The following is a 19,802-nucleotide window of genomic DNA, read 5'->3' on the forward strand; positions in this document are numbered from 1 at the left end:
AAACCAGCACCATGTCGATCGACGTCAACAACGAGTCCGGAACCGAGGTCGACGAGCAGGCGGTCCTCGACATCGCCCGTTACGCCCTCGCGCGGATGCGCATCCACCCGCTCTCCGAGCTCTCGGTGATCGTCGTGGACGCCGACGCCATGGAGCAGCTGCACATCCAGTGGATGGACCTGCCGGGGCCCACGGACGTCATGTCCTTCCCGATGGACGAGCTGCGTCCGCCGTCGAAGGACGACGACGAGCCCCCGCAGGGCCTCCTCGGCGACATCGTGCTGTGCCCCGAGGTCGCCAAGAAGCAGGGCGAGGAGGCCGAGACGCAGCACTCCATGGACGAGGAGCTCCAGCTGCTCACCGTTCACGGCGTGCTGCACCTCCTCGGGTACGACCACGAGGAGCCCGACGAGAAGGCCGAGATGTTCGGCCTGCAGGCGGCCATCGTGGACGGCTGGCGCGCGGAGAAGGGTCTCACCGGCCCGTCCCCGGCCCCGACCGTCTCATGAGCCCCCAGATCGTCGCGGGCGCGATCGCCCTGGTCGTCGTCGCCTGGCTCGCCGCCTGCGCGGAGGCGGGCCTCGCGCGCGTCTCCAGCTTCCGCGCCGAGGAGGCCGTACGCTCCGGCCGCCGCGGCAGCGCGAAGCTCGCCCAGGTCGCCGCCGACCCGACCCGCTACCTGAACGTGGCGCTGCTGGTCCGTGTCGCCTGCGAGATGGCGGCCGCGGCGCTGGTGACGTACGCCTGTCTGCAGGAGTTCTCCGGCACCACCGAGGCGTTGCTCGTCGCGATCGGCGTCATGGTCCTCGTGTCGTACGTCGCCGTCGGCGTCTCCCCGCGCACCATCGGCCGCCAGCATCCGCTGAACACGGCGACGGCGGCGGCGTACGTCCTGCTGCCCCTCGCGCGGATCATGGGCCCGATCCCGCCCCTCCTCATCCTCATCGGCAACGCGCTGACCCCCGGCAAGGGCTTCCGTCGCGGCCCCTTCGCCTCCGAGGCGGAGCTGCGCGCGCTCGTCGACCTCGCCGAGGCCGAGTCGCTGATCGAGGACGACGAGCGCCGCATGGTGCACTCGGTCTTCGAACTGGGCGACACGCTCGTGCGGGAGGTCATGGTCCCGAGGACCGACCTGGTGGTGATCGAGCGGTACAAGACGATCCGCCAGGCCCTCACCCTCGCCCTCCGCTCGGGCTTCTCGCGCATTCCCGTCACCGGGGAGAACGAGGACGACATCGTCGGGATCGTGTATCTGAAGGACCTGGCCCGCAAGACGCACATCAGCCGGGACGCCGAGAGCGAGCTCGTGTCGACGGCCATGCGGCCCGCCGCCTTCGTCCCCGACACCAAGAACGCCGGCGATCTGCTGCGCGAGATGCAGCAGGACCGCAATCACGTCGCCGTCGTCATCGACGAGTACGGCGGCACGGCCGGCATCGTCACCATCGAGGACATCCTCGAGGAGATCGTCGGCGAGATCACCGACGAGTACGACCGTGAACTGCCGCCCGTCGAGGACCTCGGCGACGACCGCTACCGCGTGACCGCCCGCCTCGACATCACCGACCTCGGCGAGCTGTACGGGCTCGACGAGTACGACGACGAGGACGTGGAGACCGTCGGCGGCCTGCTCGCGAAGGCGCTGGGCCGCGTGCCCATCGCCGAGGCGTCGTCGGTGGTCGAGCTCCCGGACGGGCGCGAACTGCGCCTGACCGCCGAGTCCGCGGCCGGCCGCCGGAACAAGATCGTGACCGTGCTCGTGGAGCCCGTGGGCCCGGCGGATCCGTCCGAGAAGGAGGCGAAGGAGGAGTGAGCCCCGAGGAGCTGCGCGACTTCTGTCTGTCGTTCAACGCGGCCGTGGAGGAGTTCCCCTTCTCCCCGGAGATCTCGGTCTTCAAGGTGCAGGGCAAGCTCTTCGCCCTGAGCTGGATGGACCGGCGGCCCCTGACGGTCAACCTCAAGTGCGACCCCGAGGACGCGCTCCGGCTCCGCGCCGACCACCCCGGCCTGATCATCCCCGGCTACCACATGAACAAGCGCCACTGGAACACCGTCACCGTCGACGGCGAGCTCCCGGACCGCCTGGTCCGGGAGCTCGTCGAGGACTCGTACGACCTGGTCGTGGCCGGTCTACCGCGCGCCGACCGGCTCCGCCTCGACCGCCCCTGAGCGCACCCTCAGTCCTACGGCGACCAGTGCGGCGGCGGCCAGGACGACCGCCGAGTCGATCATCAGCACGGTGTGCACACCGGACATCAGGTCGTCCGAGGTCGTCGCCAGGACGCCCAGCAGCGGGATGCCGACGGTGATGCCGACCTGCTGGGTCGAGGTGACCAGGCCGGTGGCCAGGCCCTGTTCCTCGTTCGGGACGCCGGAGGTGACGGTCAGGCCGTAGGAGATGATCGCGCCCAGGTGGCACATGCTGGCCAGCGAGACGGCGGCGGTGGCGAGCCACACCGACCAGGTGTGGGCGTTCAGGCCGAGCAGGGCGGCGATCAGGGCGCCCTGGCCGGCGAGCGAGACGACCAGGGTGCGGCGGGCGCCGATGCGGCCGATGACCTTCGGGGCGTAGGTGCCCGCGATCGCGGACAGGACGCCCTGGAAGCCGAAGACCAGGCCCGTCTCGAAGGCCGACAGCTTCAGGACCTCCTGCAGGTACAGCGTCAGGACGAAGACGACCGTCGACATCATCGAGAAGGTGACCAGGCCGCCCAGGTTGCCCCAGGCCACCGTGCGGCGGCGCAGCATGGGCAGGGAGACCAGGGGTGCCGCGGTGCGGGACTCGATGCCGACGAAGGCGGCGAGCAGCAGCAGGCCGGCGACCAGGGTGGTGATGACGTCGGTGCGGGCGAAGCCGTGGTCGGCGGCCGTCGACAGGGCGTAGATCAGTGAGAGCAGGCCGCCGGTGACGGTGATCGCGCCGGGGACGTCCAGGCGCGGGCGGTCCGGGGTGCGGGACTCGGGCAGCAGGCCGGGGGCCAGCGGCAGCACGATCAGCGCGAACACCGTGAGCAGGCCCATCGTGGAGCGCCAGCCGAAGGCGTCGGTGAGGACGCCGCCGGCCACCATGCCGACGGTGAAGCCGAGGGAGAGCAGGGTGCCCGAGATGCCGAGGGCGCGGTCCCGGGCCGGGCCCTCCGGGAAGGTCGTGGTCAGCAGGGACATGCCGGTCGGGACGATCGCTGCCGCGCCGAGGCCCTGCAGGGCGCGGCCGGTGAGGAACGACGTCGGGTCCCAGGCGAAGGTCGCCAGCAGCGAGGCCGCGCCGAAGAGTGCGAGGCCGGTGAGGAACAGCCTGCGGCGGCCGTAGAGGTCGCCGATCCGGCCGAACAGGAGCAGGAAGCCGCCGGAGGGCAGCGCGAACGCGGTGACCGCCCACTGCAGGCCGGACCGGCTCATGCCGAGGTCGCCGCCGAGGACGGGCAGCGCGACGTTCAGGACGGAGAAGTCCAGGGCGACCATGAACTGGGCCGCGCACAGGACGAAGAGGACGAGCCGGTCGCGCGTCGACAGCCGGGGGGTGTCGAGCGGCGCGGTGGTGTTGGTGCCGGGTGGGGTGGTGTCGATCGCCATGGGTAAGAGACTGCGGGCGTCGGAATAGCCGTGGGGAGCGGCAGGTTGTCCTGGTGGTGGCACCACCAGGCAGGACCTAGGGGGAGTTGGACACGTGGCGGACGTGATCGAGACCGCGGCGGGCAAGGCACACCGGCTGCGCGAGCTGCGGGAGTTCCTGATGAGCCGGCGGGCGCGGGTCTCGCCGACCGAGGCGGGGCTGCCGGACGGCGGGGCGCGGCGGCGTACTCCCGGGCTGCGGCGCGAGGAGGTCGCGGTGCTCGCCGGCGTCGGGGCGTCCTGGTACCAGTGGCTGGAGCAGGGGCGGGACATCTCCGTCTCCCCGCAGGTCCTGGACTCGGTGGCGCGGGTGCTGCGGCTGAGCAACGCCGAGCGGCGGCACCTGTACCGGCTCGCCGGGCTGAACCCGCCCGAGGCCGAGCCGGCGGGCCGGGACATGCACGAGGGCCTGCGGCGGCTGATCGACACGTGGATGCCGTATCCGGCGCACATCATGGACCCGTACTACAACTGCGTGCTGTACAACGACGCCGCCTCGACGGTGCTGGGCATGCGGCCGGACAACACGCAGAACTGCGTGGTCGACTTCTTCACGGACCCCCTGTACCGGTCGCGGTCGAAGAGCTGGGAGCGGAACGCCCGTACGGTCGTGGCGCAGTTCCGGGCCGCGAGCTCGGCCCGGCCCGACGACGACGGTTTCCAGACGTTGCTGACGGAGCTGACGGAGTCGAGCGAGGAGTTCGCCGCGCTGTGGGCGGAACGGGACATCGAGGACGCCGGGCAGATCCGCAAGGAGCTCGAGCATCCGCTCGTCGGGCTGCTGGTCGTGGAGTCCACGGCGATGCGGGTGCCGGCCCGGCCGGACCTGACGATCGTGCTGCACACGCCGATCGACGAGGCGAACACGGCGGCGAAGCTGGAGTGGCTGGCGTCCCCGGAGGCCCGGCGCGGGGCCATGTACCCCGTCGCGGGATGAGCGGTCCGGTTCTTCGTATGCTCAGGTCATGACCGACAGCAACGCGCTTGACCCCGAGGACCGCAAGATCGTCACCCTGGCCCGTTCCGCACGGGCTCGCAACGGCGTGCCCGAGGGGGCAGCCGTCCGGGACGAGACGGGCCGTACGTATGTCGCCGGGACGGTCGACCTGGCGTCGCTGAAGCTGAGCGCGCTGCGGACGGCGGTCGCCATGGCGGTGGCGTCCGGGGCGAAGTCGCTGGAGGCGGCGGCGGTGGTCACCGAGGCCGAGTCGGTGTCGGCCGAGGACCGGGCGGCGGTCCGGGATCTGGGCGGGGACGGGACGCCGGTGCTGGTGGCAGCGCCGGACGGCACGGTACGGAGCACCGTGACCGCAGGCTGAAAAGCGGGCGCTTCAGAGTCGTCCGGAATTCGTCCTTGCCGTTTCTCCATCACACGCGCATCAATGGAACCGGTAGTTCCGACGGACCGTCAGATTTGCCCGGCACTTCACCCCCCCACTCACCATCCACGGGGCGTACCGCACCACGCTCCGTGACGGCCCGTCCGGACCTCTCCCATCCATCCCCACATGGCAGTTCCCAGCTTCGGGAAGGGAGCCGGATCCCCATGAGAGCCAAACGAATAGGTGCAGGTGCGGCAATGGCGGTGGGGGCCCTCGCGGCCGCCTCGCTCGCGTTCGCCCCGAGCGCCCTCGCCGTCACCCCGCAGTCCGCGACGATCACCGCCGACTGCGGAAGCTTCGGCGGCGGAGACGCCACCCTCACGGCCACCCAGGACGGCACGTCGGCCACCATCACCGTCACGTCGTCCGCCATCACCGCGCCGATCGCCCTGTCGGAGGACTCGATCTCCTCCACGCTGACCATGGTCAACGCGAGCGGCGGCACCACCGCCTTCAGCGGCACGGAGAACCCGGCGATGGCGGCCGGCGACCCCGTCACCGTCGGCCCGCTCTCCGGCACCGTCGCCTCCGGTGACAGCCTGGAGGCCTACGGCGGTTCGCTGCAGATGACCGTCTTCGGCATCACCATCACCTGCACGGCGACCGCGGCGCAGTCGCCCGGACCGTTCGTGTTCGACTGAGTCGTCGACCGCACCATCGACTGAACCCGCTTGCACGGACCGTCAGTTGCGGTCGCCCTCCGGGCCCCGATCGCAACTGACGGTCCATCAGTTCAGTTTCGCCATCTCCATTGACTTCTCACGCGATCCACACATCAATGCCCCCAGTGAGCGCACAAGAGAGGGGGCACTCCCATGGGTTCGACAACCCGAAGACGCCGCTGGGCCTTGCTGCTCGGGGCGACCGCGCTCGCGGTCACCGGGGGTGGCGCACTGGCCTGTCCGGCCGGCGCCGCCACGAACGTGGACTTCGCCACGCACTGCATCCCGCCCGCCGTCGCGGGCATACCGCCGATCGACGGCACGACCACCGCCAACGTCTCGGTGGACAACGCCAGTCCGAAGGTCGGTGACACGGTCACCGTCACCTACACCGTCGTCAAGGCGGCCGCGAGCAACCCCACCGCCATCGCCCTGCCGGCCGACATCATGACGCCCACCGGCAAGGTCACCCTCGGCGGCGCGCAGACCGGGGACGTGACGGTCGCCGGGCCCAAGAAGAACGACCCGGTGCCGGGCAACGGCGCCTTCCCGTCGTTCTCCATGACCGGCACCTTCAAGGTCACCGCGGCCGGCTCGATCACGCTCTCGCCCGGCGACTACAACATCCACACCAGCTACATCCTGGAGCTGGACACGCCGTGCACGGTGATCACTCCGCCCGCCCCGGTTTCCGAGACCATCACCGCGACGGACGCCAATCCCACCAACAACCGTGCCATCTCGCTGGGTTCGGCCTCCGGCAACGCCGGTGACAGCGTCACCGTCAACGGCAGCGACTTCACGGCGGGCGCGACCGTCACCCTCGCCGGACGCTCCGGGGACACCCAGACCGCGGACACGGCAACCGTCACCGCCGGCACGGACGGCTCCTTCAGCGGCTCCCTCGTCGTCAACGACAAGACGACGACGGGGGTCGTGGCGTACGAGGGCAGTGCGTGGAGCGCCGACAAAGGGGCCGGTCCCGCCGCCTACGTCGTCAACGACACCACGCCCGTTCCCGACGGCAGCCAGAAGCTGACGACGACCGTGAAGGCGGGGACGCTGTCCATGTCCCAGGCCGGGGACTCCGTCGGCCTGTCGGCGGTCGACTTCGGCAAGGGCGGTGCCTCGACCGGCGCCCTGAACTCCGTCACCGTGAAGGACTTCCGCGGCGGACCCGCGGGCTGGTCCCTCACCGGCAAGGTCACCGACTTCACCGGTCCCGGCGCCAAGATCGATGCCGGGAAGCTGAGTTGGACCCCCGCCTGCGCCACCAAGGCGGGCAGCCCGAGCACCTGCCAGGCCGGTTCAGCGGGCACGGTGGGCAGTTCGGGCGCGACCCTGGCGTCCACCCCCAACGGCACCCTGACCGGCGGCGAGTTCACCGCCGATGCCGGACTCTCCCTGGACGTACCGGCGTTCACGCCTCCGGGTTCGTATGCGGGTGTGCTCACCCTGACGCTCACCTGACCGCACGGGCGCCCGCACCCGCCCGTTCACCTCGTCCACGTGGGGGTCCGCACCCATGCGCAAGCCGTACGTCCTCCTCCTGGGCCTGTTCCTGGGTCTCTTCCTCACAGGCCTGACCGCGCCGACGTCCGCGCACGCCGCCGACAACGGCAGCTGGTCCGTCTACCCCGCGTCCTCGCAGGTCGCCGCCCGCCCGTACTTCTATCTCTCCGCCGACCCCGGGACGACCGTCGAGGACAAGGTCGTCGTCGCCAACAAGACCGGGCAGCCGCTGACCTTCCGGCTGTATGCCGCCGACGCGTACAACACCGCGCGGGACGGCGGGTTCGCGGTGAAGACGGCGAAGGAGAAACAGCGGGGCGTGGGCGCCTGGGCGAAGCCCGCGAAATCGCGTGTGACCGTCCCCGCGCACGGCAAGGTCACCGTGCCCTTCACACTGCGCGTGCCCCAGGGCGCCGAACCCGGCGATCACCCGGGCGCGTTGGTGGCCCTGGACGAACGGATCGACAAGGGCGAGGGCTCACTCGCGCTCGGCGTACAGCGGGCCGTCGGCGCCCGCGTCTACCTCCGCGTCGGCGGACCGACCCTTCCCGCGATCTCCGTGGAGAACGTCCACGTCGTCCACCACCAGCCCCTCGTCCCGGGCCTGGGCGGCAGCACGGCGACGATCTCCTACACCCTGCACAACACCGGCAACGTCACTCTCAACCCGAAGGTGGAGCTGCGCGCCGAGGGCCTGTTCGGCCGTACGCTGCTCGCCCGCGACCTGTCCCGGATCCCCTCCGAACTGCTGCCGGGCCAGCGCGTCCACCTCACCGAGCCATGGCGCGGCGCGCCCCAACTCGACTGGGGCGACGTCACGTTGACGGCGAGCGCACAGAACACCCGGGAGTCGGCGAGCGCCTCGTTCTTCGCGCTGCCGTGGGTGGTGGCGCTGGTCCTGCTGGTGGTTGCGGTCGTGGGAGTCGCCCTGGTGATCAGAGCGCGTCGGGCCCGCGCTCTCCCGTCCGTACCCGTACGACCGTCTCGACCGGCAGCGCCCACACCTTCCCGTCCCCGATCTTCCCCGTCTGTGCGGCCTTGACGATCGCGTCGATCACGGCGTCCGAGTCCCCGTCCGCGACGACGACCTCGATGCGGACCTTGGGCACGAGGTCGACCTGGTACTCGGCGCCGCGGTACACCTCGGTGTGCCCGCGCTGACGGCCGTATCCGCTGGCCTCGGTCACGGTCATACCGTGCGCCCCGAGCTCCTGGAGGGCGGTCTTCACCTCGTCGAGGCGGTGGGGCTTGACGATCGCGGTGATGAGCTTCATGACGGGCTCTTGACCTTCTGCGCGGGGGAGAGGACGGAGGACGAGACCGGGGCGCCGTGGCCCAGGACGCCGTGATCGTATGCGGTCTCGGCGTGCACCGTAAGGTCCAGGCCGGTGTGCTCCTGCTCCTCGCTCGCGCGGAATCCCATCGCCTTGTCGATCAGTTTGCCGATGCCGTACGTGACGAGGAAGGCGTACGCCGCCACGGCCACGACGGCGACCAGCTGCTTGCCGAGCTGGGCGAGCCCGCCGCCGTAGAGGAGGCCCTCGGGGCCGCCGGTCATGGTGCCGATCGCGAAGACGCCGATGAGCAGCGTGCCGATGACGCCGCCGACCAGGTGGACGCCGACGACATCGAGCGAGTCGTCGTAGTCGAACGTGAACTTCCAGCCCACGGCGTACGAGCAGACGACACCGGCGGCGAGGCCGACGACCAGGGCGCCGAGCAGCGAGACCGCACCGCAGGAGGGCGTGATCGCGACCAGGCCCGCGACCGCGCCGGACGCGGCGCCCAGGGTGGTGGGGTGGCCGTCGCGCTTCTGCTCCACGAAGAGCCAGCCGAGCAGGCCGGTGCAGCCGGCGGCGAGGGTGTTGAGGAAGGCGGCGGCCGCGAGGCCGTTGGCGCCCAGGGCCGAGCCGGCGTTGAAGCCGAACCAGCCGAACCAGAGGAGACCGGCGCCCAGCATCACCATCGGCAGGTTGTGCGGACGCATCGCGTCCTTCTTGAAACCGAGCCGCGGCCCCAGCACCAGACAGAGGGCGAGGCCCGAGGCGCCGGAGGTGATCTCGACGGGCAGACCACCGGCGAAGTCGAGGGCGCCGAGATGGTTCGCGATCCAGCCGCCCGGGCCCCACACCCAGTGGGTGACGGGAACGTATACGAGCAGCGCCCAGACCGGGACGAAGATCAACCAGGCGGAGAACTTGACCCGGTCCGCGATCGCGCCGCTGATGAGCGCGGCCGTGATGATCGCGAAAGTGAGCTGGAAGGTGGCGAAGAGGAGGGTGGGCACGGTGCCGTGCACGCTGTCCGGCCCGATACCCGCCATCCCGACGTGCTTCAGCCCCCCGATCAGCCCGCCGCCGATGTCGTCCCCGAAGGCGAGCGAATACCCGGCGGCCAGCCAGACCGCCGTGACCAGGGCGATCGACACGAAGCTCATCATCAGCATGTTCAGGACGCTCTTCGTGCGGACCATGCCGCCGTAGAAGAGGGCGAGTCCCGGGGTCATCAGCAGGACGAGGGCGGTGGCGGCGAGCAGCCAGGCGGTGTCGCCGGTGTCGGCGTGCGCGGCGGCGAGGATCACGGTCGTCTCCAACGGTGTGGGGGCTCGTCAGAGCGTCACCGCCGTGCGTTTCCGGTTGTGCACGGATGTGTTTCCGTGATGTTTCGTTGCGTGGGGGTTTCCGAAAGCTCACCGGGAGTCGGCGTGGGGGCCGGTGCTCGGGCGCTTGTGCGGCGGGGCTCTGTGGATCAGGGAGAATGGGCGCCATGAGCGTTCGCAGTCAGTCATCCGAGCCGTCGGCATCGTCGCAGGCACCCCACCGCGCCGGCTTCGCCTGCTTCGTGGGCCGCCCCAACGCGGGCAAGTCCACACTCACGAATGCTCTGGTCGGCCAGAAGGTGGCGATCACCGCGAACCAGCCGCAGACGACGCGGCACACGGTACGGGGGATCGTGCACCGGGACGACGCCCAGCTGATCCTGGTCGACACCCCTGGGCTGCACAAGCCGCGCACGCTGCTGGGCGAGCGGCTCAACGACATCGTGCGCACCACCTGGGCCGAGGTCGACGTGATCGGCTTCTGCCTGCCCGCGAACGAGAAGCTCGGCCCCGGCGACCGCTTCATCGCGAAGGAACTGGCGTCGATCAAGAAGACGCCGAAGATCGCGATCGTCACGAAGACCGACCTCGTGGACAGCAAGACGCTCGCCGAGCAGCTCATCGCCATCGACCAGCTCGGCAAGGAGCTCGGCTTCGAGTGGGCGGAGATCGTGCCGGTGTCGGCGGTCGGCGACAAGCAGGTGGGCCTGCTGGCCGACCTGATCGTCCCGCTCCTGCCGGAGGGGCCGGCGCTCTATCCCGAGGGCGACCTCACCGACGAGCCCGAGCAGGTCATGATCGCGGAACTGATCCGCGAGGCCGCGCTGGAGGGTGTGCGGGACGAGCTGCCGCACTCCATCGCGGTCGTGGTGGAGGAGATGCTTCCGCGCGAGGACCGGCCCGCCGACAAGCCGCTCCTCGACATCCACGCCTTCCTCTACATCGAGCGCCCCAGCCAGAAGGGCATCATCATCGGCCCGAAGGGCCAGCGCCTGAAGGAGGTCGGGATCAAGAGCCGCAAGCAGATCGAGGCGTTGCTCGGTACGCCGGTGTTCCTGGACCTGCATGTGAAGGTCGCGAAGGACTGGCAGCGGGATCCGAGGCAACTCCGCAAGCTGGGGTTCTAAGGGGCTGTTCCCTGCGGGGACATGTCCTGCAGGCCCACCACCCGCAGCAGCTGCAGGCGCTCGTACGACTCCGTGCCCGGGCGGGCCGTGTGGACGATGAGCATGTGGTGGTCGTTCTGGTTCAGGAGGACCTCGCAGTCCAGTTCCAGCAGGCCGACCAGCGGATGCCGGAAGCGTTTCGTCGACTGGCGGCGCACCGCCACCTCGTGCTCGGCCCACAGAGCCGCGAACTCCTCACTCGACGCGCGCAGTTCGGCCACCAGCGCCGCCGGCTCCGGGTCGTCGGGACGTGCCGCCGCCACCGCCCGCAGGTTGGCCACATGGGCGCGTGCGTGGTCGGGCACGTCCTCCGGCGGGCATATTTCCCGTGCCGCCGGGTCCAGGAAGAAGCGGCGGACCAGGTTGCGTTCGCGCGGCGGGCGGGCGGACGCGTCCCCGGACAGTGCCCGCGCCATCGCGTTCTGCGCCAGTACCTCGCCACAGTCGCTCACCACCATCGCCGGTGTGTCGTGCAGCCGGTCCAGGACCAGCAGCAGACCGGGGCTCACGTGCGCGGAACCGCTCCCGCGCCGCGGCGGCTCCTCGCCCGCCAGGTGGAACAGATGGTCCCGTTCGTCGTCCGTCAGCCGCAGCGCGCGGGCCAGTGCCGTCAGCATCTGGCGGGATGGGCGCGGGCCCCGGGACTGTTCCAGCCGCGTGTAGTAGTCCACGGACATGGCCGCCAGCTGCGCCACCTCCTCGCGACGCAGGCCCGGCGTGCGGCGGCGGGAGCCCGGCGCCAGCCCCACGTGGGCCGGGTCGAGGCGGGCGCGGCCGCGGCGCAGGAAGTCGGCGAGTTCGGCTCGGTTCACCTCTCCAGCGTGCGGGAGTCCGTCCGGCTTATCCAGGGTCTGCCGATCCCCCGATCGGGAGGTCTCTCCCGGTGTCGGCGTTCCCGCCGAAAGCTGGGTCGGGACGAGAGGAGCAGATCATGCTGACATTGGTGACCGGTACGACGGGACAGGTAGGACGGCGCTTCGTGCCGAGGCTGCTGGCGCAGACCCGGGCGGGAGAGCGGGTGCGGGTGCTGGTGCGGGAGGCGGCGCGCGGGGAGCGGTTCGCGGAGCTGGGCGCCGAGGTCGTGGTCGGGGATCTGCGGGACGCGGAGTCGCTCGGCAAGGCGGTGGCCGGGGTGGACGCCGTCGTGAACGTCGCGGCGTCCTTCCGCGGGGTCCCGGACGAGGAGGCGTGGGCCGTCAACCGGGACGCGGCGGTGGCACTGGGCCGCGCCGCGCTGGCCTCCGGCGTGCGGCGGTTCGTGCAGGTGAGCACCGGGATGGTGTACGGCGTCGGACGGGGTCGCCCGCTCGTCGAGGAGGACGAGAGCCGGCCCGGCGGCACGATGTGGGGCGCCTACAGCGAGTCGAAGGTGGCGGCCGAGCGGGAGCTGCTCGCGCTGGACGGCATGGACGTGCGCGTCGGCCGGCTCCCCTTCGTCTACGGCGAGGGCGATCCGCACCTGGCCAACTCCCTGATGTGGGCCCGCAACTGGGCGGCGGCCCAGCGGCTGCACATGGGCCACCACGCGGACGTCGCCCAGGGACTGCTGCGTCTGCTGCACGCGCCGGGAGTCGCCGGCCGGATCTACAACATCGCCGACGACGCCCCCGTCACGGCGGTCGAGCTCCACCAGCTCAACGGCGTCGAGGTGCCCGCTGAACTCCAGGAGCACACGGACCCCGACCCCTGGTTCGGGATCATGTCCACCGAGCGGATCCGGCGGGAGCTGGGCTATCGCCCGCTGTACCCGACCGTCTGGGCGGCCAGGGACGCAGGCGCGCTCTGAACCGGCTGCCCTAGTCCACGCCCCTGATCCGCCGCACGAGCACCGCCCCCGCCAGCCCGATCACCGCCGCCACCAGGTACAGCACCCGGTAGCCGCCCAGGTAGGTCACGATCGGTGCGGCGAGGGCGGGTGCCGCGACCTGCGGCAGGGCGTTCGCCACGTTGATCACGCCGAGGTCCTTGCCGCGGTCCAGCGCCTTCGGCAGTACGTCCGTCATCAGCGCGAAGTCGACCGAGGTGAACACCCCGAAGCCGATCCCGAGCACCGCCGCCGCGACGATCGCGCCCGGCCAGGTCTGCCAGCCCGCCAGCGCCGCCGTCGCCACCGCCATCAGCACGCCCGACCAGATCACGAACGGCTTGCGGCGCCCCACCCGGTCCGACCACACCCCGCCCACCACGACCGTGGCGAGCAGCGTCACCGCGTTCACCGCCGTCAGGATCAGTACGCCCTGGTCGGGGTCGTCGTAGTGGAGGCGGTCCCGCAGGTAGTACAGCAGGTAGAGGAGTACGAGGGCGTTGCTGAGGTTGATCAGGAAGCGGGTCAGCCATGCCCAGCCCAGGTCCGGGTACCGGCGCGGGCTCAGCCAGAACCCGGCCAGGAAACCGCGCCACGACCAGGCCGGCCGGTCCGTCGCCCCCAGCCGCAGGTCCTCGTGGCGCAGGACGTACGGCAGCACGCCCACCACGGTGAACACCGCGCACGCCGCATAACCGGCCCCGATGCCGGCGGTCACCGTGGCGAGCCCGGTCCCGCCGACCACCCCGAGGATCTGCGCGGCCCCCAACCAGCCGCCCACCGAGCCCCGTTGGAGCCGCGGCACGCGGTCCGGGACCGCCGCCGTCACCGCCGCGAACGCCGCGTTCAGCGTCAACTGGACCAGGCACCAGCCCACCACCATCGTCCCCATGCCGCCCGCGCCCGCGAGCAGCAGCAACGACAGCGCGCCGCCCGCCGCCCCGGCCACGATCCACGGCGTACGGCGGCCCCGGCGCGCCGTCGTGCGGTCCGACAGCGCGCCGAAGAACGGGTTGGCCAGGAGCGAGACCAGCGCACCGGCGCCGGTGACCCACGCCAGCATCGTCTCCTTGGACATCCCGGATCCGGGCGCGAAGTCCTTCGCCTGGGAGGCCAGCAGGATCTGCAGCGGGCCGTACCAGCCCACCCAGATCGCCCCGTTGGCGAGCGAGAGGGAGGCCGTCCAGCCCCGGCCGACCCGCTCGACGGGCTCGGCGAGTGCGGCCGACGGGTCCTGGCCCCCGGCCCGGTCCCGGTCCCGGTCCCGCAGCGGGGCGGTCATCTCTGTGCCCGCAACAGTTCCCGGAACCAGTCGTACGAGGCCTTCGGGGTCCTCTTCTGCGTCTCGAAGTCCACGTGCACCAGCCCGAACCGGCGCTCGTACCCCTCCGCCCACTCGAAGTTGTCGAGCAGCGACCACACGAAGTAGCCGCGCACGTCCACACCCGCCTCCAACGCCCGGTGCAGCGCCCTGATGTGGCCGTCCAGGTAGGCGATCCGGTCCTGGTCGTCGATGCCCTGGTACGAGCAGCCGTTCTCGGTGATGACGACGGGCGGGAGGCGGTCGCCGTAGCGGTCGCGGAAGCCGGTCAGCAGTTCCGTCAGGCCCTCGGGGACCACCGGCCAGCCGAAGTCCGTCACCGGGACGCCCTCGATCTGCCGTACGGAGAAGGGGAGTTCGGCCGGGATCGTCAGGCCGCCGAACTCGATGTCCGCGCCCTGCGGGGCGCCCACGCGGGTCGGCGCGTAGTAGTTGACGCCGTACCAGTCCAGCGGCTCCGCGATGATCTTCAGGTCGGACTCGACGTCACCCGGCATCAACTCGCCGATGCCCTCCGGGTACTGGCCGAGCAGAAGAGGGTCGGCGAACAGGCGGTTCAACAGCAGGTCGTAGAACCCCGCCGCCTCCACGTCCGCCGTCTCCTCGGACGCCGGCCAGGTCGGCCCGTGCGAGTTGGCGATCCCGATGTCCGTGGCGCCGGACGCACGCAGGGCCCGTACGGCCAGACCGTGGGCCAGCAGCTGGTGGTGGGCGACCGGGAGCGCGTCGAACATCAGCTGCTTTCCCGGCGCGTGCGCGCCCAGCGCATGCCCCAACAGGGTCTGTTCGGCAGGCTCGTTGATGGTGATCCACTTCGTCACCCGGTCGCCCAGCCGCTCGGCGACGACCGACACGTACTCCGCGAAACGGGACGCGGTGTCCCGCTCCAGCCAGTCCATGCCCTGCGGGAGATCCCAGTGGAAGAGGGTCGGCGCCGGTCGTACGCCCGCCGCGCACAGCTCGTCCACGAGACGGTCGTAGAAGTCCAGGCCGCCCTTGGAGCGCACCCGCGGCCAGGAGATCGAGAAGCGGTACGTGTTCACGCCCAGGCCGGCCAGGAGGGCCACGTCCTCGCGGTAGCGGTGGTAGTGGTCGCAGGCCACCGCCGCGGTCGAGCCGTCCTTCACCCGTCCCGGCTCGGCCGTGAAGACGTCCCACACGGACGGCTCACGCTGGTCGGCCGCGCCCTCGATCTGATGGGCCGAGGTCGACACGCCCCACAGGAATCCGGCCGGGAACTGGGGTATCGGGTTCGCCGCCTTGAACGGATCAGTCGCCATGCGCGGATCATCCGTACCCGCGGTAACGGAAGTCAACGCCCGCGCATGAACGACCTGTTACGGGCTCACGCCCCTTCCTTCAGTACGCGGGAGATGAGCCTGCGCTGTTCCTCGGTCAGCCGGGGGTCGGCGGCGTACACCGTCTTTCCGTCCACGGTGATCTCGTAGCTGAACCCGTCCGGAACCCCGACGGGTGGCGTGCCCCGGCCCCCGGCCACGGCCTGTTCGGCCAGGGCATGCCACTCGTGTCCGTCGGGCCGCCCCGAGGTGTCCACCTCGGCGTGCCGCTCGATGCCCGCGAATCCACCCGTGCGCCTTACTCGAATACGCATGGGACCGTGTCTAGTACGGAACTAGGAGGTCTGCACCCCGACCTGCTCCCAGGCCTTCGTCACGGCCTGCAGTTCCTCGCCCTCGTTGAAGCGGGCCTTGGCCGCCGTGAGCGTGAGTTTCGCGAAGTCCACGAACAGCGCGTCCTTCTTCAGCTCGCCGCCGGTCAGGACGTCGTACCAGATCTGTCCGGCCTTCTCCCAGGCGTTCCCGCCGAGGGCATCGGCGACCAGGAAGAACGCGTGGTTGGGGATGCCGGAGTTGATGTGGACGCCGCCGTTGTCGCGGCCGGTGCGGACGAAGTCGTCCATGGTCGCCGGCTGCGGGTCCTTGCCGAGGACGTCGTCGTCGTACGCCGTGCCCGGCGCCTTCATGGAGCGCAGCGCCTTGCCGGTGACGCGCGGGGCGAGCAGCCCGGCGCCGATCAGCCAGTCGGCCTCGGCGGCGGTCTGGCCGAGCGTGTACTGCTTGATCAGCGAGCCGAAGACGTCGGACAGGGACTCGTTGAGGGCGCCGGGCTGGCCGAAGTAGGTCAGGTTGGCCGTGTACTGCGTGACGCCGTGCGTGAGCTCGTGGCCGATGACGTCGATCGGGATGGTGAAGTCGAGGAAGATCTCGCCGTCGCCGTCGCCGAACACCATCTGCTCGCCGTTCCAGAAGGCGTTGTTGTAGTCCTGGTCGAAGTGGACCGTCGCGTCCAGCGGCAGGCCGTTGCCGTCGATCGAGTAGCGCTCGTAGGCCTTCAGATACAGCTCGAAGGTGGCGCCCAGGCCCGCGTAGGCGCGGTTGACGGTGGCGTCCTTGCCGGGGTCCGAGCCCTCGGCGCGCACCTTCTTTCCGGGCAGGTCCGTGTGGTGGCGGGCGTCGTAGATGGTGCGGTGCGGCTGGTCGGGGGCCGCTCCGGCGGGCGGGGCGACGGTCGGGGCGCCGATGACGGTGGTCAGCCGGCGGTGGGTGCGCTCGTAGGCGTCGCGTTCCAGGGTCTTGCGCGCGGTGTTCGCGAGCGCGGAGTCCTCGTTCTGGGCCAGCTTGTCGAGGACATGAGGTGGCACGACGGTACAGAAGACGGGCTCGAAGCCCCCGTTGGTCTTCGTCATGCCCGGCACCCTTGCACTGAGTTATGACCGTGTCACTACCCGCAACCATGATTGGTGAAATATGGGGACAGCGGGCCGCACGCTCCGTGACGAAGTGGTATGGCGCACGTTTTGTCCCCTTTATCTCTCGGGTCCCGCATACTGATACGGCGCCCCGCTTCCGAAGGGGCTCGGCTAGCATGCGGAGCATCATGCGTTTCGGGCTGCTTCTTCTTAGCTGCCGCGGCGAGGGCCTGTAGTCCAGGTCGACTCCCTCCCCGCGGAGCTTTGCGTTGCGTCGTCGGCCGTCCTTCCGGACATCCTGATGAGGAGCCCCGCAATCATGGCGAACCGCCAGCAGCCCAGCACCATGCCGATCCACAAGTACGGCCAGTACGAGCAGGTCGACATCCCGGACCGCACCTGGCCGGAGCAGCGGATCACCGCCGCTCCCCGCTGGCTCTCCACCGACCTGCGTGACGGCAACCAGGCCCTGATCGACCCGATGTCGCCCGAGCGCAAGCGCCGGATGTTCGACCAGCTGGTCAAGATGGGCTACAAGGAGATCGAGGTCGGCTTCCCGGCATCGGGACAGACGGACTTCGACTTCGTACGGTCGATCGTCGAAGAGCCCGGCGCCATCCCCGACGACGTCACCATCTCCGTACTGACCCAGGCCCGCGAGGACCTGATCGAGCGCACCGTGGAGTCCGTGAAGGGCGCCAAGCGCGCCACCGTCCACCTCTACAACGCCACGGCCCCGGTCTTCCGCCGGGTCGTCTTCCGCGGCTCCAAGGACGACATCAAGCAGATCGCCGTCGACGGTACGCGGCTGGTCATGGAGTACGCCGAGAAACTGCTGGGCCCCGAGACGGAGTTCGGCTACCAGTACAGCCCCGAGATCTTCACCGACACCGAGCTGGACTTCGCGCTGGAGGTCTGCGAGGCGGTCATGGACGTCTGGCAGCCCGGCCCGGGCCGCGAGATCATCCTCAACCTGCCTGCCACGGTGGAGCGTTCGACCCCGTCGACCCACGCGGACCGCTTCGAGTGGATGGGCCGCAACCTGACCCGCCGCGAGCACGTCTGCATCTCCATCCACCCGCACAACGACCGGGGTACGGCCGTCGCCGCCGCCGAGCTGGCCCTGATGGCCGGCGCCGACCGCGTCGAGGGCTGTCTGTTCGGACAGGGCGAGCGCACCGGCAACGTCGACCTGGTCACCCTGGGCATGAACCTCTTCTCCCAGGGCGTCGACCCGCAGATCGACTTCTCCGACATCGACGAGATCCGTCGTACGTGGGAGTACTGCAACCAGATGGAGGTCCACCCGCGCCACCCGTACGTGGGCGACCTGGTCTACACGTCCTTCTCCGGCTCCCACCAGGACGCCATCAAGAAGGGCTTCGACGCCATGGAGGCCGACGCGGCCGCGAAGGGCGTCACCGTCGACGACATCGAGTGGGCGGTCCCGTACCTGCCGATCGACCCGAAGGACGTCGGCCGTTCCTACGAGGCCGTCATCCGCGTCAACTCGCAGTCCGGCAAGGGCGGTATCGCGTACGTCCTGAAGAACGACCACAAGCTGGACCTGCCCCGCCGGATGCAGATCGAGTTCTCGAAGCTGATCCAGGCCAAGACGGACGCCGAGGGCGGCGAGGTCACCGGCTCCGACATCTGGGCCGTCTTCCAGGACGAGTACCTGCCGAACCCCGAGAACCCGTGGGGCCGTATCCAGGTCCGCAACGGCCAGTCGACGACCGACACCGACGGCGTGGACACGCTGAAGGTGGAGGCCACGGTCGACGGCGTCGACACCGTCCTGACCGGCTCCGGCAACGGTCCGATCTCGGCCTTCTTCGACGCCCTGCAGTCCGTCGGCATCGACGTACGCCTGCTGGACTACCAGGAGCACACGATGAGCGAGGGCGCCTCCGCGCAGGCCGCCTCGTACATCGAATGCGCGATCGACGACAAGGTTCTGTGGGGGATCGGCATCGACGCGAACACGACGCGTGCGTCGCTGAAGGCGGTCGTCTCCGCGGTGAACCGCGCGACCCGCTGACCTCTCTGACCGGGCTTTTCGGCGCCCCGACCGCTGTGTACGGCGGTCGGGGCGCCGTCGTTTTTCGGCCACCCGTCCGTGGAGGTCACGGAAAGGTCTCGTCCAGGGTGCTGACTACGCCTCACCGATGTGGCTAACATCACGGACACCGCAGCGATGTTGCCGCGGTGTTACGGAGGTGCGACGTGCTGCCAGTAAGGGGACGAAACGGCCGAGCCGCCAGGCCTGCGCGCCTCCTGGGCACCCGCACCGCGTGGACGCCCGTAGGAGACGGCGAGTTCTTCTGCCCCGGCTGCGGAGGCGACCGCAACTACCAGCGCCTGACCGGCCACCGTCGCTTCATCCTCCTCGGCGTGCCCGTGCTGCCGCGCGGCGAGACCGCGCCGGTCGTCGAATGCGCCGCCTGCCGCCGCCACTTCGGCACCGACGCCCTCGACCACCCCACCACCACCCGCTTCTCCGCGATGCTCCGCGACGCCGTCCACACCGTCGCCCTGGCGGTGCTGGCAGCGGGCGGCACCTGCTCCCGTACGTCCCTGGAAGCCGCCGCCGGCACGGTCCGCGCGGCCGGCTTCGACGACTGCACCGAGGACCAGCTGAACGCGCTCGTCGAGGCGCTGGCCGCGGACACCGGCCGGGTCTACGAGCAGTCCTGCGGGGCCGGACTCGCCATAGAGCTGCACGAGGCGCTGGACCCGCTGGCCCCGCACCTGGCCCCCGTCGGCCGCGAGTCGATCCTGCTCCAGGGTGCCCGCATCGCCCTCGCCGACGGCCCCTACACGCCCGCCGAGCGCGACGTCCTGAGCACCGTGGGCGCCGCCCTCACCATCTGCGCGGACGACGTGACCCGGCTGCTGGCCGCGGCGCGCACACCGTCCTGACGCTCCCGCTGCCCTCCCGCTTACTCCCACGGGAGTAACGCCGCCGCCGGACCACCCCCGGCAGTACCCCCCAACTCGCTCTCACGCCCGACGAAGCGGCCCCCGCGCGACG

At 70.6% G+C, this 19,802-nt stretch carries 20 protein-coding genes; 12 read left to right on the plus strand and 8 right to left on the minus strand.

From position 1 onward, the window contains the following. Positions 1 to 11 precede the first annotated feature (11 nt). Genes ybeY through OG303_RS32830 form a run of 3 tightly spaced genes read left to right on the plus strand, consistent with a single transcriptional unit; the run spans position 12 to position 2,169 of the window. Positions 12 to 509, plus strand: a complete 498-nt coding sequence (ybeY, locus tag OG303_RS32820) for an rRNA maturation RNase YbeY (protein WP_405872957.1) — start codon at positions 12 to 14, stop codon at positions 507 to 509. Next, the gene (locus tag OG303_RS32825; RefSeq protein ID WP_405872959.1) at positions 506 to 1,813 is read left to right on the plus strand and encodes a hemolysin family protein; all 1,308 of its coding nucleotides are present in this window, start codon (positions 506 to 508) and stop codon (positions 1,811 to 1,813) included. Before ybeY ends, OG303_RS32825 begins: the two co-directional genes overlap by 4 nt. Next, positions 1,810 to 2,169: an MmcQ/YjbR family DNA-binding protein gene (locus OG303_RS32830; protein ID WP_405872960.1), complete on the plus strand. Its 360-nt coding sequence runs from the start codon at positions 1,810 to 1,812 to the stop codon at positions 2,167 to 2,169. Before OG303_RS32825 ends, OG303_RS32830 begins: the two co-directional genes overlap by 4 nt. Here the strand turns inward: OG303_RS32830 and OG303_RS32835 are convergent. Continuing rightward, positions 2,131 to 3,573, minus strand: a complete 1,443-nt coding sequence (locus OG303_RS32835; RefSeq protein WP_405872961.1) for an MFS transporter — start codon at positions 3,571 to 3,573, stop codon at positions 2,131 to 2,133. The two genes, OG303_RS32830 and OG303_RS32835, sit on opposite strands and share 39 nt — an antisense overlap. Before the next feature lie 94 nt (positions 3,574 to 3,667). On the opposite strand from OG303_RS32835, the gene OG303_RS32840 reads away from it, so the two are divergent. The 5 genes from OG303_RS32840 (at position 3,668) to OG303_RS32860 (ending at position 8,210) form a co-directional block, all read left to right on the plus strand. Further along, positions 3,668 to 4,549, plus strand: a complete 882-nt coding sequence (locus tag OG303_RS32840) for a helix-turn-helix transcriptional regulator (protein ID WP_405872962.1) — start codon at positions 3,668 to 3,670, stop codon at positions 4,547 to 4,549. A gap of 28 nt (positions 4,550 to 4,577) precedes the next feature. After that, positions 4,578 to 4,931, plus strand: a complete 354-nt coding sequence (locus OG303_RS32845) for a cytidine deaminase (protein WP_405872964.1) — start codon at positions 4,578 to 4,580, stop codon at positions 4,929 to 4,931. Between the two features lie 227 nt (positions 4,932 to 5,158). Continuing rightward, positions 5,159 to 5,635 carry a hypothetical protein gene (locus OG303_RS32850; RefSeq protein ID WP_405872965.1) on the plus strand — a complete coding sequence of 159 codons (477 nt, stop codon included), beginning with the start codon at positions 5,159 to 5,161 and terminating at the stop codon, positions 5,633 to 5,635. A 174-nt stretch (positions 5,636 to 5,809) separates the two neighbouring features. Continuing rightward, positions 5,810 to 7,126 carry a beta-xylosidase gene (locus tag OG303_RS32855; protein ID WP_405872966.1) on the plus strand — a complete coding sequence of 439 codons (1,317 nt, stop codon included), beginning with the start codon at positions 5,810 to 5,812 and terminating at the stop codon, positions 7,124 to 7,126. Positions 7,127 to 7,181: 55 nt separating this feature from the next. Next, complete coding sequence (locus OG303_RS32860) at positions 7,182 to 8,210, plus strand: WxL protein peptidoglycan domain-containing protein (protein ID WP_405872967.1); 1,029 nt, start codon at positions 7,182 to 7,184, stop codon at positions 8,208 to 8,210. Here the strand turns inward: OG303_RS32860 and OG303_RS32865 are convergent. Both OG303_RS32865 and OG303_RS32870 read right to left on the minus strand, forming a co-directional pair. Then, positions 8,104 to 8,442, minus strand: a complete 339-nt coding sequence (locus tag OG303_RS32865) for a P-II family nitrogen regulator (protein ID WP_405872968.1) — start codon at positions 8,440 to 8,442, stop codon at positions 8,104 to 8,106. The genes OG303_RS32860 and OG303_RS32865 overlap by 107 nt on opposite strands. Continuing rightward, positions 8,439 to 9,761, minus strand: coding sequence for an ammonium transporter (locus OG303_RS32870; protein WP_405872969.1), 1,323 nt, complete (start codon positions 9,759 to 9,761; stop codon positions 8,439 to 8,441). The genes OG303_RS32865 and OG303_RS32870 overlap by 4 nt, the downstream gene beginning before the upstream one ends. Positions 9,762 to 9,925: 164 nt before the next feature. Between OG303_RS32870 and era the strand changes: the two genes are divergently transcribed. Continuing rightward, positions 9,926 to 10,894 carry a GTPase Era gene (era, locus tag OG303_RS32875; protein WP_405872970.1) on the plus strand — a complete coding sequence of 323 codons (969 nt, stop codon included), beginning with the start codon at positions 9,926 to 9,928 and terminating at the stop codon, positions 10,892 to 10,894. On the opposite strand, the gene OG303_RS32880 is transcribed toward era, so the two are convergent. After that, positions 10,891 to 11,745 carry a helix-turn-helix transcriptional regulator gene (locus OG303_RS32880; protein WP_405872972.1) on the minus strand — a complete coding sequence of 285 codons (855 nt, stop codon included), beginning with the start codon at positions 11,743 to 11,745 and terminating at the stop codon, positions 10,891 to 10,893. The genes era and OG303_RS32880 overlap by 4 nt on opposite strands. A gap of 119 nt (positions 11,746 to 11,864) precedes the next feature. Between OG303_RS32880 and OG303_RS32885 the strand changes: the two genes are divergently transcribed. Further along, positions 11,865 to 12,719: an NAD-dependent epimerase/dehydratase family protein gene (locus OG303_RS32885; RefSeq protein WP_405872974.1), complete on the plus strand. Its 855-nt coding sequence runs from the start codon at positions 11,865 to 11,867 to the stop codon at positions 12,717 to 12,719. 10 nt (positions 12,720 to 12,729) lie between these two features. Here OG303_RS32885 and OG303_RS32890 read toward each other — a convergent pair whose 3' ends face one another. The 4 genes from OG303_RS32890 to OG303_RS32905 form a co-directional block, all read right to left on the minus strand. Continuing rightward, the gene (locus tag OG303_RS32890) at positions 12,730 to 14,019 is read right to left on the minus strand and encodes an MFS transporter (RefSeq protein WP_405872975.1); all 1,290 of its coding nucleotides are present in this window, start codon (positions 14,017 to 14,019) and stop codon (positions 12,730 to 12,732) included. Continuing rightward, the gene (locus tag OG303_RS32895; protein WP_405872976.1) at positions 14,016 to 15,338 is read right to left on the minus strand and encodes a GH1 family beta-glucosidase; all 1,323 of its coding nucleotides are present in this window, start codon (positions 15,336 to 15,338) and stop codon (positions 14,016 to 14,018) included. Before OG303_RS32895 ends, OG303_RS32890 begins: the two co-directional genes overlap by 4 nt. Before the next feature lie 65 nt (positions 15,339 to 15,403). Next, a complete protein-coding gene (locus tag OG303_RS32900; protein ID WP_405872977.1) occupies positions 15,404 to 15,670 on the minus strand; it encodes a protealysin inhibitor emfourin in 267 nt (88 codons plus the stop codon). Positions 15,671 to 15,691: 21 nt separating this feature from the next. Beyond that, on the minus strand, positions 15,692 to 16,765 hold the full coding sequence (locus tag OG303_RS32905) for a M4 family metallopeptidase (RefSeq protein WP_405872979.1): 1,074 nt from the start codon (positions 16,763 to 16,765) through the stop codon (positions 15,692 to 15,694). 322 nt (positions 16,766 to 17,087) lie between these two features. Here OG303_RS32905 and leuA point away from each other — a divergent pair, with 322 nt between their 5' ends. Continuing rightward, positions 17,088 to 18,809 carry a 2-isopropylmalate synthase gene (gene leuA / locus OG303_RS32910; protein WP_405872980.1) on the plus strand — a complete coding sequence of 574 codons (1,722 nt, stop codon included), beginning with the start codon at positions 17,088 to 17,090 and terminating at the stop codon, positions 18,807 to 18,809. 185 nt (positions 18,810 to 18,994) lie between these two features. Next, positions 18,995 to 19,690, plus strand: coding sequence for a TerB family tellurite resistance protein (locus OG303_RS32915; protein ID WP_405872981.1), 696 nt, complete (start codon positions 18,995 to 18,997; stop codon positions 19,688 to 19,690). Positions 19,691 to 19,802 lie beyond the last annotated feature (112 nt).

Origin of the sequence: Streptomyces sp. NBC_00005, from assembly GCF_045160215.1 — a bacterium.
Classification (GTDB): domain Bacteria; phylum Actinomycetota; class Actinomycetes; order Streptomycetales; family Streptomycetaceae; genus Streptomyces.

Coding starts and splice junctions, on each gene's coding strand:
- OG303_RS32890 (WP_405872975.1), bottom strand. CDS start 14,019: ATGACCGCCCCGCTGCGGGACCGGGACCGGGACCGGGCCGGGGGCCAG.
- OG303_RS32885 (WP_405872974.1), top strand. CDS start 11,865: ATGCTGACATTGGTGACCGGTACGACGGGACAGGTAGGACGGCGCTTC.
- ybeY (WP_405872957.1), top strand. CDS start 12: ATGTCGATCGACGTCAACAACGAGTCCGGAACCGAGGTCGACGAGCAG.
- leuA (WP_405872980.1), top strand. CDS start 17,088: ATGGCGAACCGCCAGCAGCCCAGCACCATGCCGATCCACAAGTACGGC.
- OG303_RS32850 (WP_405872965.1), top strand. CDS start 5,159: ATGAGAGCCAAACGAATAGGTGCAGGTGCGGCAATGGCGGTGGGGGCC.
- OG303_RS32895 (WP_405872976.1), bottom strand. CDS start 15,338: ATGGCGACTGATCCGTTCAAGGCGGCGAACCCGATACCCCAGTTCCCG.
- OG303_RS32825 (WP_405872959.1), top strand. CDS start 506: ATGAGCCCCCAGATCGTCGCGGGCGCGATCGCCCTGGTCGTCGTCGCC.
- OG303_RS32845 (WP_405872964.1), top strand. CDS start 4,578: ATGACCGACAGCAACGCGCTTGACCCCGAGGACCGCAAGATCGTCACC.
- OG303_RS32900 (WP_405872977.1), bottom strand. CDS start 15,670: ATGCGTATTCGAGTAAGGCGCACGGGTGGATTCGCGGGCATCGAGCGG.
- OG303_RS32865 (WP_405872968.1), bottom strand. CDS start 8,442: ATGAAGCTCATCACCGCGATCGTCAAGCCCCACCGCCTCGACGAGGTG.
- OG303_RS32855 (WP_405872966.1), top strand. CDS start 5,810: ATGGGTTCGACAACCCGAAGACGCCGCTGGGCCTTGCTGCTCGGGGCG.
- OG303_RS32905 (WP_405872979.1), bottom strand. CDS start 16,765: ATGACGAAGACCAACGGGGGCTTCGAGCCCGTCTTCTGTACCGTCGTG.
- era (WP_405872970.1), top strand. CDS start 9,926: ATGGGCGCCATGAGCGTTCGCAGTCAGTCATCCGAGCCGTCGGCATCG.
- OG303_RS32860 (WP_405872967.1), top strand. CDS start 7,182: ATGCGCAAGCCGTACGTCCTCCTCCTGGGCCTGTTCCTGGGTCTCTTC.
- OG303_RS32835 (WP_405872961.1), bottom strand. CDS start 3,573: ATGGCGATCGACACCACCCCACCCGGCACCAACACCACCGCGCCGCTC.